Annotated in this window: 11 protein-coding genes and 1 tRNA gene; 5 read left to right on the top strand and 7 right to left on the bottom strand. The window is 58.7% G+C overall.

Annotated features, from left to right (window positions below; genetic code table 11):
* Nucleotide 1 precedes the first annotated feature (1 nt).
* The 3 genes from ABLN87_RS12190 (at nt 2) to speB (ending at nt 3,306) form a co-directional block, all read left to right on the top strand.
* On the top strand, nt 2-1,213 hold the full coding sequence (locus tag ABLN87_RS12190; RefSeq protein WP_353010577.1) for a saccharopine dehydrogenase family protein: 1,212 nt from the start codon (nt 2-4) through the stop codon (nt 1,211-1,213).
* 84 nt (nt 1,214-1,297) lie between these two features.
* Entirely contained in the window at nt 1,298-2,467 is a 1,170-nt protein-coding gene (nspC, locus tag ABLN87_RS12185; protein WP_353010575.1) for a carboxynorspermidine decarboxylase, read from the top strand.
* Nucleotides 2,464-3,306: an agmatinase gene (speB, locus tag ABLN87_RS12180; protein WP_353010573.1), complete on the top strand. Its 843-nt coding sequence runs from the start codon at nt 2,464-2,466 to the stop codon at nt 3,304-3,306. The genes nspC and speB overlap by 4 nt, the downstream gene beginning before the upstream one ends.
* 44 nt (nt 3,307-3,350) lie before the next feature.
* On the opposite strand, the gene lptF is transcribed toward speB, so the two are convergent.
* A complete protein-coding gene (gene lptF / locus ABLN87_RS12175) occupies nt 3,351-4,490 on the bottom strand; it encodes an LPS export ABC transporter permease LptF (protein WP_353010571.1) in 1,140 nt (379 codons plus the stop codon).
* A 172-nt stretch (nt 4,491-4,662) separates the two neighbouring features.
* On the opposite strand from lptF, the gene ABLN87_RS12170 reads away from it, so the two are divergent.
* Nucleotides 4,663-5,589 (top strand): alpha/beta hydrolase, encoded by a 927-nt coding sequence (locus ABLN87_RS12170; protein WP_353010570.1) that lies wholly within the window; start codon nt 4,663-4,665, stop codon nt 5,587-5,589.
* Nucleotides 5,590-5,615: 26 nt separating this feature from the next.
* On the opposite strand, the gene ABLN87_RS12165 is transcribed toward ABLN87_RS12170, so the two are convergent.
* Nucleotides 5,616-5,691 (bottom strand) — tRNA-Trp (locus tag ABLN87_RS12165).
* Nucleotides 5,692-5,833: 142 nt separating this feature from the next.
* Between ABLN87_RS12165 and ABLN87_RS12160 the strand changes: the two genes are divergently transcribed.
* A complete protein-coding gene (locus tag ABLN87_RS12160) occupies nt 5,834-6,541 on the top strand; it encodes a lysophospholipid acyltransferase family protein (RefSeq protein ID WP_353010569.1) in 708 nt (235 codons plus the stop codon).
* Here the strand turns inward: ABLN87_RS12160 and ABLN87_RS12155 are convergent.
* The 5 genes from ABLN87_RS12155 to ABLN87_RS12135 form a co-directional block, all read right to left on the bottom strand.
* Nucleotides 6,538-6,783: a MoaD/ThiS family protein gene (locus tag ABLN87_RS12155; RefSeq protein ID WP_353010567.1), complete on the bottom strand. Its 246-nt coding sequence runs from the start codon at nt 6,781-6,783 to the stop codon at nt 6,538-6,540. The two genes, ABLN87_RS12160 and ABLN87_RS12155, sit on opposite strands and share 4 nt — an antisense overlap.
* Nucleotides 6,776-9,031, bottom strand: coding sequence for a xanthine dehydrogenase family protein molybdopterin-binding subunit (locus ABLN87_RS12150; RefSeq protein WP_353010565.1), 2,256 nt, complete (start codon nt 9,029-9,031; stop codon nt 6,776-6,778). The genes ABLN87_RS12155 and ABLN87_RS12150 overlap by 8 nt, the downstream gene beginning before the upstream one ends.
* Nucleotides 9,031-9,510: a (2Fe-2S)-binding protein gene (locus ABLN87_RS12145; RefSeq protein ID WP_353010563.1), complete on the bottom strand. Its 480-nt coding sequence runs from the start codon at nt 9,508-9,510 to the stop codon at nt 9,031-9,033. Before ABLN87_RS12145 ends, ABLN87_RS12150 begins: the two co-directional genes overlap by 1 nt.
* On the bottom strand, nt 9,507-10,373 hold the full coding sequence (locus ABLN87_RS12140; RefSeq protein WP_353010561.1) for an FAD binding domain-containing protein: 867 nt from the start codon (nt 10,371-10,373) through the stop codon (nt 9,507-9,509). The genes ABLN87_RS12145 and ABLN87_RS12140 overlap by 4 nt, the downstream gene beginning before the upstream one ends.
* A 127-nt stretch (nt 10,374-10,500) precedes the next feature.
* The gene (locus ABLN87_RS12135) at nt 10,501-13,713 is read right to left on the bottom strand and encodes a 2Fe-2S iron-sulfur cluster-binding protein (protein WP_353010559.1); all 3,213 of its coding nucleotides are present in this window, start codon (nt 13,711-13,713) and stop codon (nt 10,501-10,503) included.
* Nucleotides 13,714-13,779 lie beyond the last annotated feature (66 nt).

The raw sequence follows: 13,779 nt of genomic DNA, 5'->3' as shown, positions 1-13,779 counted from the left end.
CATGGGCAAAACACTGGTTGTCGGCGCAGGCGGCGTATCCCACGCCGCCGTGCACAAAATGGCGATGAACTCGGATATCTTCACCGAGATCACTCTGGCCAGCCGCACGAAATCGAAATGCGACGCCATCGCAGCGGCCGTTAAGGATCGCTTCGGCGTGGAAATCAAGACCGCCGAACTGGACGCCTATAAGGTCGAAGACACGGTCAAGCTGATCAAGGAAACCGGTGCCGAGATCCTCGTGAACCTCGCCCTGCCCTATCAGGATCTGGTGTTGATGGACGCCTGCCTTGAGGCCGGTATCCACTACCTCGACACCGCGAACTACGAGCCCGAGGACGAGGCCAAGTTCGAATATCACTGGCAGTGGGCCTATCAGGAACGGTTCAAAGCGGCAGGCCTGACCGCCATCCTCGGCTCGGGTTTCGATCCGGGCGTGACCAGCGTCTTCGCGAAATGGCTCAAGAAACACAAGCTGGACACCATCCGCCAGATCGACGTGCTGGATGCCAATGGCGGCTCGAACGATCAGGAATTCGCCACCAACTTCAACCCGGAAATCAACCTGCGCGAAGTGCTGGCCGAGGTACGCCACTGGGAAAACGGTGCATGGCAGCACAGCCCCGCCATGACCCACAAGGTGGAATTCGACTTCCCCGCCATCGGCCCCAAGAACATGTACCTGATGTATCACGAGGAACTGGAGTCGCTCTCCACCCACTTCCCCGAGATCGAACGCGCCCGTTTCTGGATGACCTTCGGCGACGCCTATATCACCCACGCCAAAGTGCTGGAAAACGTCGGCATGACCCGCATCGACCCAGTGATGCATGACGGCAAGGAAATCATCCCGATCCAATTCCTGAAAACGCTATTGCCCGACCCAGGCGATCTGGGTGCGGAAACCAAAGGCAAAGCCTGCATCGGCGACATCGCCACGGGTCAGGCCAAGGACGGCTTGGGCGAGAAGACCTACTACATCTACAACATCTGCGACCACGAAGAATGCTACGCCGAGGTCGGCTCCCAAGCCGTCAGCTACACCACTGGTGTCCCCGCCATGATCGGCGCAGCACAGGTGCTGAAAGGCAACTGGCGTGAACCGGGCGTTTGGAACATGGAACAGCTGGATCCTGACGACTTCATGGACATGCTGAACACCCACGGTCTGCCATGGCAAGTCCACGAACTCGACGGTCCCGTAGAATTCTAGATCCAGAACTTCATCTGGCCATAAATATCCCGGGGGTTCCGGGGGCAGCGCCCCCGGCCTCTCCAAAAATCGGAGACGCCGGACATGTCCGACATGATGACGACCCAAGCCGGTGACGCCGGCGCCTTCCGCAACTTCGACCTCAGCCGCGTCCCCACACCCTGCTTTGTGGTCGATGAAAAAGCGGTCGAACGGAACCTGACCATCCTTTCCGAGATCGGCAGCCGCTCCGGCGCGCATGTACTGAGCGCGCTCAAGGCGTTTTCAATGTTCTCACTTGCCCCACTTGTACGCCAACATCTCGGCGGCACCTGCGCGTCCGGCATCTATGAGGCGCGACTGGGCCGCGAGGAATATGGCGGCGAAGTTGCCACGTTCTGCGCCGGGTACAAGGATGCGGATATCGACGAGATTCTGTCGCTGTCCGACCACATCATTTTCAACTCGCCCGCGCAAAAAGACCGGTTCCTTGCCAAAGCCCAAGCGGCCAACGTGCAGATCGGTCTGCGCGTCAATCCGGAACACTCTGAGGGCGAGATTCCCAAATATGATCCCTGCGCACCCTGCTCACGCCTCGGGACGCCTGTCAGCCAACTGACCGAGGCCACGCTGATCGGCGTGGACGGGTTGCACATGCACACGCTCTGCGAACAAGGGTTCGAACCGCTGCAACGCACGTGGGCTTCCGTTGAACCAAGACTCAAACCCTTCCTTGGGCAACTCAAATGGCTGAATTTCGGCGGCGGTCACCATATCACCCGCGATGACTACGACCGGGACGGGCTGGTGGAATTCATTAAATCCATCCGCGCGAAATACGATGTCGACGTTTATCTCGAACCCGGCGAGGCCGTCGCGTTGGACGCGGGTATTCTGGTCGGGGAAATCCTTGACCTGCCCACCAATGGCATGAACCTTGCGATCACCGATATCTCGGCCACATGCCACATGCCCGACGTGATCGAGGCCCCCTATCGCCCCGCCCTGATGGACGAGGCTGAGGCAGGCCATACCTACAGGCTGGGCGGCCCCTCGTGCCTCGCGGGCGACGTGATCGGCGATTACACATGGGACACACCGCTTGAGATCGGCCAGCGTTTTGCCTTCCTCGATCAGGCGCATTATTCGATGGTCAAAACCAACACGTTCAACGGTGTTCCCTTGCCGACCATTGCCCTATGGAACAGCGAAACGGACGAACTGAAGATCATCAAACAGTTCGGCTATGACGACTTTAAGGACCGCCTCTCATGAGCATTTTCCTCGACAGTGAATTGACTGAGGCCGAACGCAGCGAGGACGCCCGGTTCCGCGTGATCCCAGTGCCGCTGGAACGTACCGTTTCCTACGGATCAGGCACAGCCAAAGGGCCTGATGCAATCATCGAAGCCAGCAACGAATTGGAACGCATCACCGGCCATGCCGAGCCTTGCGTCCAGGGTATCTTTACCGAAGACCCTCTGGAGTGTGACGGCCCCTTACCCGAGGTGATGGAACGCCTCGCCCAACGGACCGAGGCCGCCATTCGCGCGGGCAAGGTGCCCGTGACCCTGGGCGGAGAACATTCCCTCAGCTACGGCGCGGTGATGGGTGTGGCGCGGGCGCTGAACCAGCCCATCGGAATCGTCCAGATCGACGCCCATGCAGACTTGCGCAACGCCTATCAAGGCGAAAAACACAGCCACGCCTCGGTCATGCATCTGCTGGCCGAAAAGGGCGTCCGACTTGCGCAGTTCGGCGTCCGTGCCTTTTCCACCGAGGAGGTCAAAAGCCGTCTGAAAAACCATGTCTTCCACGTCGACGCCGAGGAACTGGTAACCGGGAACATCCACTCAGTCGATCTGCCGCAAGATTTCCCTGAACTGGTCTATGTCAGCTTTGATGTCGACGGCCTGGACCCTTCGCAAATGCCCGCGACCGGCACGCCCGTCCCGGGTGGCTTGGGGTATTATCAGGCACTGCACCTTGTTGAACACGCCTTGAAAGGCCGTAAGTGCGTTGGCTTTGACGTGGTCGAACTGGCACCTGATGGCAACGCTGCATGGGATTTCACCGCCGCACAGATCGTCTATCGATTGATGGCATCCTGCTAGATTTCGAGCGCCCCGCCAAGCTTGGAACCGCTTTGTAAACGTGCTCATGCCGGAGAGGCCAAAGCCCCCTCTGGTCTGGCGCGTTTTTTCAGCACCGGTCGGCCTGCAACAAGCAAAAACAAGACCGAAATGACTATCCCGATCACCGCCGGTAGATAAAGCAATCCCCAAAGCCGTGGATCATCGATCACAACGGGCGACACAAACCCTCTGACACCTTCCAGCAGGACCAGTATCGTGAAGGCCCCCAGGATCTGTGGCCATAGCCCAAAACGAGAGAAGCTGCCAAGCATGAGCGTTGCATACCCCGCCAGCGACACCGCGATACAGATCGCAACCCACGAGAAGCGCTGATGTAATTCTTCGATCAGATGCCCACGGCTGTGGAATTCCGTTTCCTCGATGGTCTTCATGGAATAGAGCAGTTCGGCCGTCGAAATCGCCTCGAGGCTGCGCCGGGTCATACCGCCTGTATTGGCCAGTTCCGAGATGTCGTAGGATGCGTCCTGAAACAGGGTCGACGACAGCGTCCGTCCCTCGGCATTCAGGCGCAAAGCCACGCCATCGACCATCACCAGATGAATACCGGTGCTGTTGTTCACCAAATAGGCCGTGGCGCTGGAATAGCTGACTGCATTCTCCGGATCACGCCGGTCGGACACAAACACCTCTTGCAGTGTTCCATCCAGATCAATGCCCCCGATATAGACCGTTACATTTTCGGCCGGGTGCATAAATTCACCTTCGTTCAACAGCTGCGCCGTCACATCCCCGGCAACCTCGGCTTGTCTAATCTCAAGCTGCTCGACCGAGGCCGGGCGCAAGAAGACACTGATGATCGCCATCATCAGCCCCGTGATCAGGCCAAACAGAACCACAGCGCGCGCCAACCTCCAGGGGCTGGACCCGGTCGCCAGCATAACTGTCAACTCGCTTTCCCGGCTCAATCGGTTGGTGACGTAAACCGCAGCTGCGAACACCGCCATGGGCATCACCGTGCGGATCAGGGTTGGCAGTGTCAGGGCAGTGAACTCCAGAAACACCATCGCCGATTGCCCGCCACTGATGACCCGGTCAAACAGGCTGACGGATCGAGTGATCCAGAATACCCCGACAAGGACCAAAGTGAAAAAGCCGAACAGAATCAGCAACTGTCGCAGGAAATATCCATCAAAGCGCGACATGGGTCCTCGTGTGTCTGTGTCTACCGGGGCTGAGCATAGGCCATTCGATTGGCAGAGGGAACCTGTCGCCCTTGCTAATGCTTCGCCCGCACCCCCTCTTTGGGAGATTGCGTTTTGTGAACTCTCAAGTTCGTGCGACACTCAACAGATTACGAATAAAGGAGTTTGACAAATGGCCTTATTTTTCTCACGGCGCACCTACAATGCACAGAAGAAGAAGTTCACCCTCAAACCTGCCGCGAAAACACGTTACGTGCATATCACTCAAAAAACCGCCGACGGACGTATCCGCAAAGGCGGCATCATCAAAAAAGCAAAATGGCTGAACCTTGTGCAGCAGCAAGGCGGAGACTCTGCCGTTTTGATCTATGTTCACGGCTTCAATACCAGCCAGAAGGATATGCTGGATCGGTTGGACAAGATTGAAAAGAGCGTCAGGGCCAATGGATATAAGGGCGCAGTGGTCGCCTTTGACTGGCCCAGCGACGGGTCACTGCATACCTATGACAGCGACCGCGCAGATGCCAAGGCCGTCGCCCCGCATCTGGTTGGGGATGGCATGTTGCCACTTCTCGGCATGTCGCCAAAGCCCAAAGTGCACATTCTGGCGCATTCTATGGGCGCTTTGGTGGTCTTGCGCGCCTTCTCTGATTTCGGTGATTCCGCAGGACCCGGCAACAAAATCTGGTCGGCAGATCAGATCACCTTCGCCTCAGGCGATGTGGATGCGGATTGGCTGGAAAAAGGCGCTTGGGGCGATCTGGTCCTAAAAAAGCGCAGCAAACGGTTCACCAATTATTACAGCGGCAAGGACAAGGTTCTGGCGCTGTCCGGAGGTCTTGTGAACGGAGGTCGGGAACGTGTCGGCCGCGTTGGGATGCCCAAACTGACCTCGAAAGGGCATTGGGACATCTATTGCGAGGAGCAATACAAGCGCGATGTGCCGAAAGGGCAGCGCAAAATGGCCAAATCCCATCGCTGGTGGTTCGACAGCAAGGGGTTCTACAAAGACTTGTCTCTGACCATTGACGGACACGATGCCAAAACGATGCCGACCCGGCACAAGACCAATATTGGGGACCAGTTGTTGTTGGCCTGAATCAGTGTCGCTAAGTTGTGTTGAAATGGCAGGGGCAGCAGGGTTCGAACCCGCGACCTACGGTTTTGGAGACCGTCGCTCTACCAACTGAGCTATACCCCTGTGGTGCGCCACCAGATATGCCAGCCGCGCGGCGGACTCAAGAGGCTTTTTTGCAATCCTCGTTAGTTGGTCACCAGACAAACAAGTTGCGCGGCGCGCGCAGTGCGGTAAGACAAGGGTCGGGCAACAAAGGGAACCCAGTTTGAGCCTCCGCACGAAAATCGCCGACAGCGAAGCTTTGTTGAATTGGGCTGCACGGCGGATCGCCAGTTATATCCGGTTGGTCAACCGCAACACGCGTTGGCAGCGCATCGGGTATGAAGAGCTGGATCAACTGGCCGAACAGGGTGAGCCGGTCATCGTCGTACTTTGGCATCAAAGACTGGCCCAATCGCCCTATTTTTTCCCGCTAGACAAAGGCGAAATCTGTTCAATCACATCCTCGGCACGCGCGGGCAGCATGGTGGGCAGAGTGCAGAAACTGTTTGGCATGGACACGATCGCCATGACCAGCAAGAACGCGAACAATATCGCGGTGTCGCGCGAAGTGATCGGCAAGATCAAGCGGGGCATTTCCATTGGGATCGCAGCCGATGGCCCACGGGGTCCGGAACGGGTGTTGTCGACGGTGCCTTTGGTTTGGGCGCGCACTTCGGGCAAACGGGTTTTTGGCATTACCTTTTCTACCAAACACGGGCGAGAGGCCGACACCTGGGACCGCCTGCTGATGCCTCGCCCCTGGCGCAATGAGGGCGTGTTTCTGTGCCGCGAGTGGACCGAAACGGTGCCGCGTAAGGCAAGTGAAGAGGAGATCGAATCTCTGCGGCTGAGCCTTGAGCAACATATGAACGACATTACGGCCGAGGCCGACCGGATGGTCGGGCGCGAACCGTGGTCGCCCGAGGCCTAACCGCCCCTTAAGCGTTGCATCAGGTAGATTTCGCTGCCTTCGGGGATGGGTTCGGTTAGCCCCGTGGCAATGACGCGTCCGTCGACAGCAATAGAAACGCCTGCATCAATCGGCGCCTGCAACTGAGGGTGAGCGGCGACCAAAGCTTGCAGAAGCTCTCCGGTGGTCTTGGCCTCAACCCCCACCACCTGTTGGCCCCCGGTCAGTGACCGGAGGCCGGACCAAAGATGGACCTCAACCATTGTCCTTAAGCGCCGCCAGAATGCGCGGCGGAGACATTGGCAATTGCTTCATCCGAACACCAGCCGCGTTTGACACCGCGTTGGCGATGGCGGCCAGGGGCGGAACGATGCCGGTTTCGCCCACACCACGCACGCCAAACGGGTGGCCGGGGTTGGGCACTTCGACAATCACCGTGTCGATCATCGGCAGGTCACTTGCGACGGGGATGCGATAGTCGAGGAAGATCGAGTTCTGTAGCCGCCCGTCTTCGCCGTAGATATATTCCTCGTTCAGCGCCCAGCCGATACCTTGCGCGGCACCGCCTTGGAACTGGCCTTCGACATATGTCGGGTGGATCGCCTTACCGGCATCCTGAATGACCGTGTAGCGAGTCACGCTGGTCTTGCCGGTTTCTGGGTCGACCTCGGCATCGACGATATGGGTACCGAAGGACACACCCGCACCTTCCGGAGTCGCCTCGAAATGGCCTGAGATCGGGCCGCCGGTGCGCCCCATATCCGCCGTGATGTCGGACAGGGCCAGCGGATCGAAATCGCCTGCGTTGGGGCCTGAGGGCACAGCACAGCCGTCCTCCCATTTCACCGCCTCAACCGGAATACCCCACTTGGCTGCGGCGCGTTCGCACAGTTTCTCAACCGCGTGTTTGGCCGCCTTGATCGTCGCCAGACCCGACGCGTAGGTCACACGCGAGCCGTGCGAGACGTCGTTGTAACCCAGCGTTGCGGTGTCTGCTATGGTCACGCGGATGTTCTCGTATGGAATACCCAAAACCTCAGCCGCCATCAGCGCCATCGACGCGCGTGAGCCACCGATATCGGGCGTTCCCACCATCAACTGCGCCGAGCCATCCTCGGACATTGCGAGCGACACCGAAGTTTCACCGCCGTGGTTGAACCAGAAGCCACAGGAAACCCCGCGCCCCTGCCCCGGCTTCAGCGGTGCCGAATAGTGCGGGTGCGCCTTGGCGGCCTCCAGCGTTTCGACCAGACCAATGCGTTCGTAGGTCGGGCCATAGCTGGCCTTGGTCCCCTCGTGGGCTGCGTTCTTTAGGCGCACATCGACGGGGTCGAGACCAAGCTTTTTACACAGCTCATCAATCACCGACTCGACGGCAAAGGCCCCCATTGGGGCGCCCGGCGCGCGATAGGCCGCCTGTTTCGGGCGGTTGGCCATCACGTCATATCCGATCTGTTTGACGTTGGTTAGATTGTAAGGAGCAAAGGCGCACATGGCGGTCATATCACCCGGCGCGCCGGGGAAAGCCCCACCTTGCAGACGGAATACGCCCTGCGCAGCCGAAATCGTGCCGTCCTTCTTCATCCCAACCTTGATATCCATAGACGCCGAGGCCGTTGGTCCCGTTGCACGGAATACCTCGGATCGTGTCATCACGATCTTGACTGGGCGGTTCGCCTTGCGGCTCAGTGCGAGCGAGACAGGTTCAATGAAGACGGTGGTCTTACCACCAAAGCCGCCGCCGATTTCGGATGCTGTGACACGCAGTTGGGAGGTCTCAATCCCCAGCAGTGCGGCACAGGTTTTCTGTGCGATCCAGTGGCCTTGGGTGGTGCACCACAACTCACCTTTGCCATCATTGCCCAGCATGCCCAGACAGGCGTGCGGTTCAATGTAGCCCTGATGGGTCGCCTCGGTAACAAAGCTGTCTTCGATGACCAGATCAGCCTCGGCAAAACCCGCTTCGACATCGCCATGGCCGCTTTCGTGGTAGCGCACTACGTTGGGGTGCATCCCGTCGGGTACGGAGTAATCCGCCGCTCCTTCCCGGATGACCGGCGCGTCGGGTGCCATCGCCTTGTCCACATCGGTGACATGGGGCAGGACCTCGTATTCAACCTCGATCAGTTTCAGCGCATCGCGCGCCGCGAGGGCAGAGGTCGCCGCCACAGCTGCCACCGCGTGCCCGTCATAGAGCGCTTTTTCGCCCGCCATGACGTTTTCCAGAACGTTCCAGAACTCGCCCTCCAGCCCCGGCTTGAACGGGACATCAGCGAAATCGGCGCGGGTTACGACTGCTTTGACGTCCTTGTGCGCCTCGGCTTTGGATGTATCGATCTTGATGATCTGCGCATGGGCATGGGGCGAACGCAGGATCGCGCCGTGTAGCATGCCGGGCGCGGTGATATCCGCACCAAACTTGGCGCGGCCTGTCACCTTGTCCAGACCGTCGGGGCGATTTGGTCGCGTCCCAACAAAAGTGAATTCAGATTTGCGATCGTCCAGAGCCATTATGACGCCTCCCGCATCTCAGCCGCCGTGTCCATCACAGCGCGAATGATTTTGTCATAGCCGGTACAGCGGCACAGATTGCCCGCCAGCCAGTACCGGGTTTCTTCTTCGGTCGGGTTGGGGTTCTTTTCCAGCAGTGATTTGGCCGCGACCAGAATGCCCGGAGTGCAGATGCCACATTGCAGGGCGGCATATTCGATCATCTTTTTCTGCAACGGGTGCAGAACATCCCCGTCAGCGATGCCTTCGACTGTCTCGATCTGCTTGCCTTCAGCTTCGACGCCCAGCATCAGGCACGAGCACACCAGACGGCCATCGACCGTGACCGAGCATGCACCGCAATCGCCGGTGCCGCAGCCTTCTTTCGCGCCGGTCAGGTTCAGCTTGTCGCGCAGACAATCCAGCAGGGTTTCGCGCGGATCGCACAGATAATCGACCGCGTCCCCGTTTACGGTGGTGGATACGTGGAGCTTGCTCATGCTTGTTCTCCCTTCGCGCGGGCATAGGCGATTTTTGCGGCACGTTTGGTCAGAACACCGGCCACTTCGGTACGGAACGCGATGGTACCGCGCTTGTCGTCAATCGGGTTGCAGGCGGCAGAGGCCGCTGCGCCCAGCGCATCCAGCGCGGCATCGTCCAGCGTGCTGCCAATGATCGCGTTCGCGCAGTCTTCTACCAGCAAAACGGTCGGGGCGACGGCCCCCAAGGATACACGGGCTTCGGTGATTGTATCCCCGTCCAGACGCAAGCTGACGCCGACGCCGACAACCGCGATATCCATCTCGGTCCGAGGAATAAACCGCAGATAGGCGTCGCCTGCATTCTCGCCACGCGCCGGGATGTTGACCGCAGAAATCACCTCGCCCGTCGCCAGCGAGGTCTTACCCGGGCCGGTCGGGATTTCTTCGACCGCGACTTCGCGCGAACCATCCGGTCCGGTGACCGAAACAGTCACGCCAGCGGCAACCATGGCGGGCACGGAATCAGCCGCCGGAGAGCCGTTGCAGAGGTTCCCAGTCAGCGTTGCGCGCCCCTGCACCTGAGTCGATCCGATCAGGTCCATCGCCTCGACCACACCGGGCCAATCGCGACCAAGTTCGGGATGTTCACTCATCTCGGCACCCGTGGCAGCGACGCCAAGGGTCCAACTGCCATCAGCGTTGCGGGTGATGTCGTGTACGCCGTTGATTTTCTTTATGTCGATCAGCGTATCGGGCGTCACCAGTTCCGAGCGTAGCTGCACCAAGACATCGGTGCCGCCGGCCAGAAACCGCGTGATGCCCGTCGCTTTTGCGGCCAGAGCCGAAGCTTCGGCAAAGCTGGCAGGGCTGTGATAATCCATGATTTTACCTCGCGCCTGTGGGTCAGGATTCACTGGGGTTCGGATGGACGTTAGTTCAGCCGCTCTCCGGCGTCCATGGCCCGCGCGACCTATTTTGATGTCAAATCATGTCGCTTTCAGACCGTAGTCAAAGGTCGATCTCGATCATGCCGTCCGGATCTGCCGCGCGGCTTTGGCACAGGATCATCGCGTTTTCGCGTTGTTTTGCTGACAGAACGAAATCGCGGTGGTCAATTTCACCCGCCAGAACACCGCATTTGCAGACCCCGCAGATTCCATCTGAGCATTTCACATCCACGTGAAACCCGGCCTCACTAAGGACCTGAGCCGCATCCTTGTCTGCGGGGACAGACAAAACCCGACCCGAACGCGTAAGCTTGAGGCGGAAGGGGTGATTTTCATATTCAGGCACTTCCGGAGCCGAGAAATACTCCAGATGCCGCGCATTATCAGGGAAACCTTGTCGAGCGGCCGCTTGCATCACCCCGCCCATGTAGCGATCCGGACCACAGGTATAGACGTGCCATCCCTCGGTATAGCCCGAAAGGATAGCATCCAGATCGGCACGGGTTCCTTCGTCCGAGAAATGATAGTGAACACGATCTGCCCAAGGGGCTGTGGCCAGGTCTTCAAGGTACCCGGCGCTGTCGCGTGCGCTGGCAGAGTAGTGCAACTCGAATTCTCGGCCCAACGCATGTAGGCGGTGGGCAAAGGCAATCATCGGCGTGATCCCGATGCCGCCACCCATCAAGAAGGTCTTGGTCGCCATCTCGTCCAGTTCGAAATGGTTGATCGGTTTTGAGATGAAAACCTTGCGCCCTTCGTTGAAGATCCGGTGCAACAGAGCGGACCCGCCGCGCCCCTCATCCTCGCGCAGCACGCCGATCTGATAGGTTGCCCGATCCGATGGATTACCCGACATCGAGTATTGCCTCAGGAATTCGGGCGCGACCAGCACGTCCAGATGTGCGCCCGCTGTCCATCCCGGCAGGGGCGCACCGTCCAGCGATGCAAATTCGTACTTTGTGACATCCGTTGTCATCTTATCGACCTTGGTCACGGCAACCCGCATCACAGGTGCGTCGCCAGCGATCTGATAGCGATGTACAACAGATCGATCCCCCTCAGCCTTGCGGGATTTGTATTCGTCTGCCGAAACCATCGCTTGATAGGCGGCGATCCCGGCCTCTCGGTCCATGGCAAAGGGATAAGGCCACGGGTGCGGGGCCAGATTGGCGGGGTACACCGCCAAAGTCTGATCCTCGTATTTCAGGTCAAGGTCCCGTTGCAGATCACGGCGATTGAGCGGGTGGGTTGAGGGTCGATAAGACCCATCACCCTGCAACTCGATGTCCCACCACCATTTCTTGGTGTCATTCAGCCCGCCATTTCCGACTGCATCATCCAGTCTGGCCAATGCAGGGGCCGCTTGTGGGATGTTCATCGCAGCCCAGCGAAAGGGGCGTTCCTTGAAGATGCCTTCAAGGTTCCAGGGGCAGGTTTTCATACAACGCCCACACATTGACCCGCCGGGTGTGGTGATCCGGTAAGTTGCACATTTCTGGCTGTCGGACTTCCAGATTTCATAGCCGTTGAACATCAGCTTAGGTCCGGCCGTGATCGCGCCTGAGGGGCATTCGCGCGCGCATTTGTTGCAGGATTCGCAAAAGGTCTGCAGGCCAAAATCGATGGGCTTGTCGTGATCGACCGGCATATCTGTCGTCACCACCCCTGATTTCAGACGCGGACCCAAATACGGGTTCAGGATGACCTCTCCAATGCGGCTGACCTCACCCAATCCGGACAGCAACAACAACGGTGGTTGCAGCACCTCGCCATCCATCACCGTATGCGCCTTGGCCTTGTAGCCCATGTTCCTGATCTGCTGAGCGATCACCCCACCAAGCAGTGAAAACCGCAGATAGGCCCGCATAGATTGCGCGACGCTGATCCAGTCATCGCCGCTTGCGCCTTCCATCGTTTCATAGCCTTGATCGATGATCATGCTAACGGCCTGATCATGGGGCGGGTCAATTTCTTCGCCTGTCGCGTCGTGGGAATACCAACTCCAGCCCGGGCAGCGGCTCAGGCCAACCGCATCAACGCCCAGAAAGTAGCTAGCCGCCTTGATGTTGGCCGCGTTGCGCGCGGCGTCCGAGGGTTTGGGCACATCTGCACTGTCGCCATCCTGCAAAAGAACAAATGCACCAAGGGCCCGGCGTTGGGCAAAACTCGGGGCGGATTTGCGCACGTAGTATCCACCCTTTGCGGCATCTTGCAGATGTTTGCCCATATCCCCGAACTGGGCGCGGGCGAACATGTCCGCGCGTTTGGGAACGCGAGCGACATTTTCTTCGTCGATGTAGGTGGTTGGCGTTTCGACCCGTTTCAGCGTCTCAAACGGATGAGCGCCGTCCACATAGCGCCGTTTGGCATATGGGTCTCGGTTCAGCGCGTTCTTGGCAAACCCAGCCCCCAGCCACCAGGCGGGGCCTTTAGTGCGAAACCAGGGTTGTTCTGCTATTGGGATCAAGGGCAGATCATGGGAAATCTCCATCTCGGTCGTGACCGCAGCCAGACCAAAACGCCGCCCCAGCCACGGGGCCACCAACACTGAGTTTTCAACCGTCGCCAATCCTGCGGCCACCGCCAGCTTGCCCAAATCAACCTCAGACGACATGGCCGAATGCGCTCGTGCATCAAAGCCAAGCAATCGGATGTAGTTCGCAATAACCGTCGCGTTTTCAGTCGCCAGAAGGCAAGCACGGTGGTCCTGCGCATCCATGATCCAATCCGCGCCGGGTTCATCTGGATCAGGATCGCGGTTGTACTCGTACAGAAAGACGATGGCGTGGCGATGGTTATCAATCGGACCGGGCGTCGCTTCGACGCTGTCTTTCAGGTCCGCCATGATCACATCAATGCCCGAGGCAAGCGTCTTTGTCTGACGACTGCGCAGAGCTTGCGCCAAACGGTCGATATCGGGGTTGCGGCGGGGTTGATCCAAGAAAACGTCGCTGGGCAGAGGTCCGCAACCCATCATCGACGCATCATTGAAATATCCAAACGCTTTCAAATGGTTCGCGCGGATCAGGGGATCAGCAGGGATATCCGAGACTGTCGGGTTCACCAGACCATCGCGGATCGTATCCAGCATCGCTTGAAATTCACCCATCGCATTGACGATGCTTTCGGGCTGTTTATCCCGGTGAAAGCTCAGTTGCGGCATTTCGGGCAGCGCCGACAGGTCGGGGATGGCGCTTTGGCGTGCCAGACGTTCCAATGGATATGGACCCAAATGCACCGGTCGGTTTTTGTCCGAGAAAAAGCGAATGCCCATCGAGACTCCTTGCCTGAGAAGTGTCTAGCGCCCGGTGGACAACAAATCCATTCATGCCTAATCATA

The organism is Ruegeria sp. SCP10 (assembly GCF_040329495.1).
Classification (GTDB): Bacteria; Pseudomonadota; Alphaproteobacteria; order Rhodobacterales; family Rhodobacteraceae; genus Ruegeria.
This window is presented reverse-complemented; position numbering and strand designations above follow the sequence as displayed.

Excerpts from the sequence above, each read along its gene's own strand:
- ABLN87_RS12150 (WP_353010565.1), bottom strand. The coding sequence starts at position 9,031 with ATGGCTCTGGACGATCGCAAATCTGAATTCACTTTTGTTGGGACGCGA.
- ABLN87_RS12170 (WP_353010570.1), top strand. The coding sequence starts at position 4,663 with ATGGCCTTATTTTTCTCACGGCGCACCTACAATGCACAGAAGAAGAAG.
- nspC (WP_353010575.1), top strand. The coding sequence starts at position 1,298 with ATGTCCGACATGATGACGACCCAAGCCGGTGACGCCGGCGCCTTCCGC.
- speB (WP_353010573.1), top strand. The coding sequence starts at position 2,464 with ATGAGCATTTTCCTCGACAGTGAATTGACTGAGGCCGAACGCAGCGAG.
- ABLN87_RS12155 (WP_353010567.1), bottom strand. The coding sequence starts at position 6,783 with ATGGTTGAGGTCCATCTTTGGTCCGGCCTCCGGTCACTGACCGGGGGC.
- ABLN87_RS12140 (WP_353010561.1), bottom strand. The coding sequence starts at position 10,373 with ATGGATTATCACAGCCCTGCCAGCTTTGCCGAAGCTTCGGCTCTGGCC.
- ABLN87_RS12145 (WP_353010563.1), bottom strand. The coding sequence starts at position 9,510 with ATGAGCAAGCTCCACGTATCCACCACCGTAAACGGGGACGCGGTCGAT.
- ABLN87_RS12190 (WP_353010577.1), top strand. The coding sequence starts at position 2 with ATGGGCAAAACACTGGTTGTCGGCGCAGGCGGCGTATCCCACGCCGCC.
- ABLN87_RS12135 (WP_353010559.1), bottom strand. The coding sequence starts at position 13,713 with ATGGGCATTCGCTTTTTCTCGGACAAAAACCGACCGGTGCATTTGGGT.
- lptF (WP_353010571.1), bottom strand. The coding sequence starts at position 4,490 with ATGTCGCGCTTTGATGGATATTTCCTGCGACAGTTGCTGATTCTGTTC.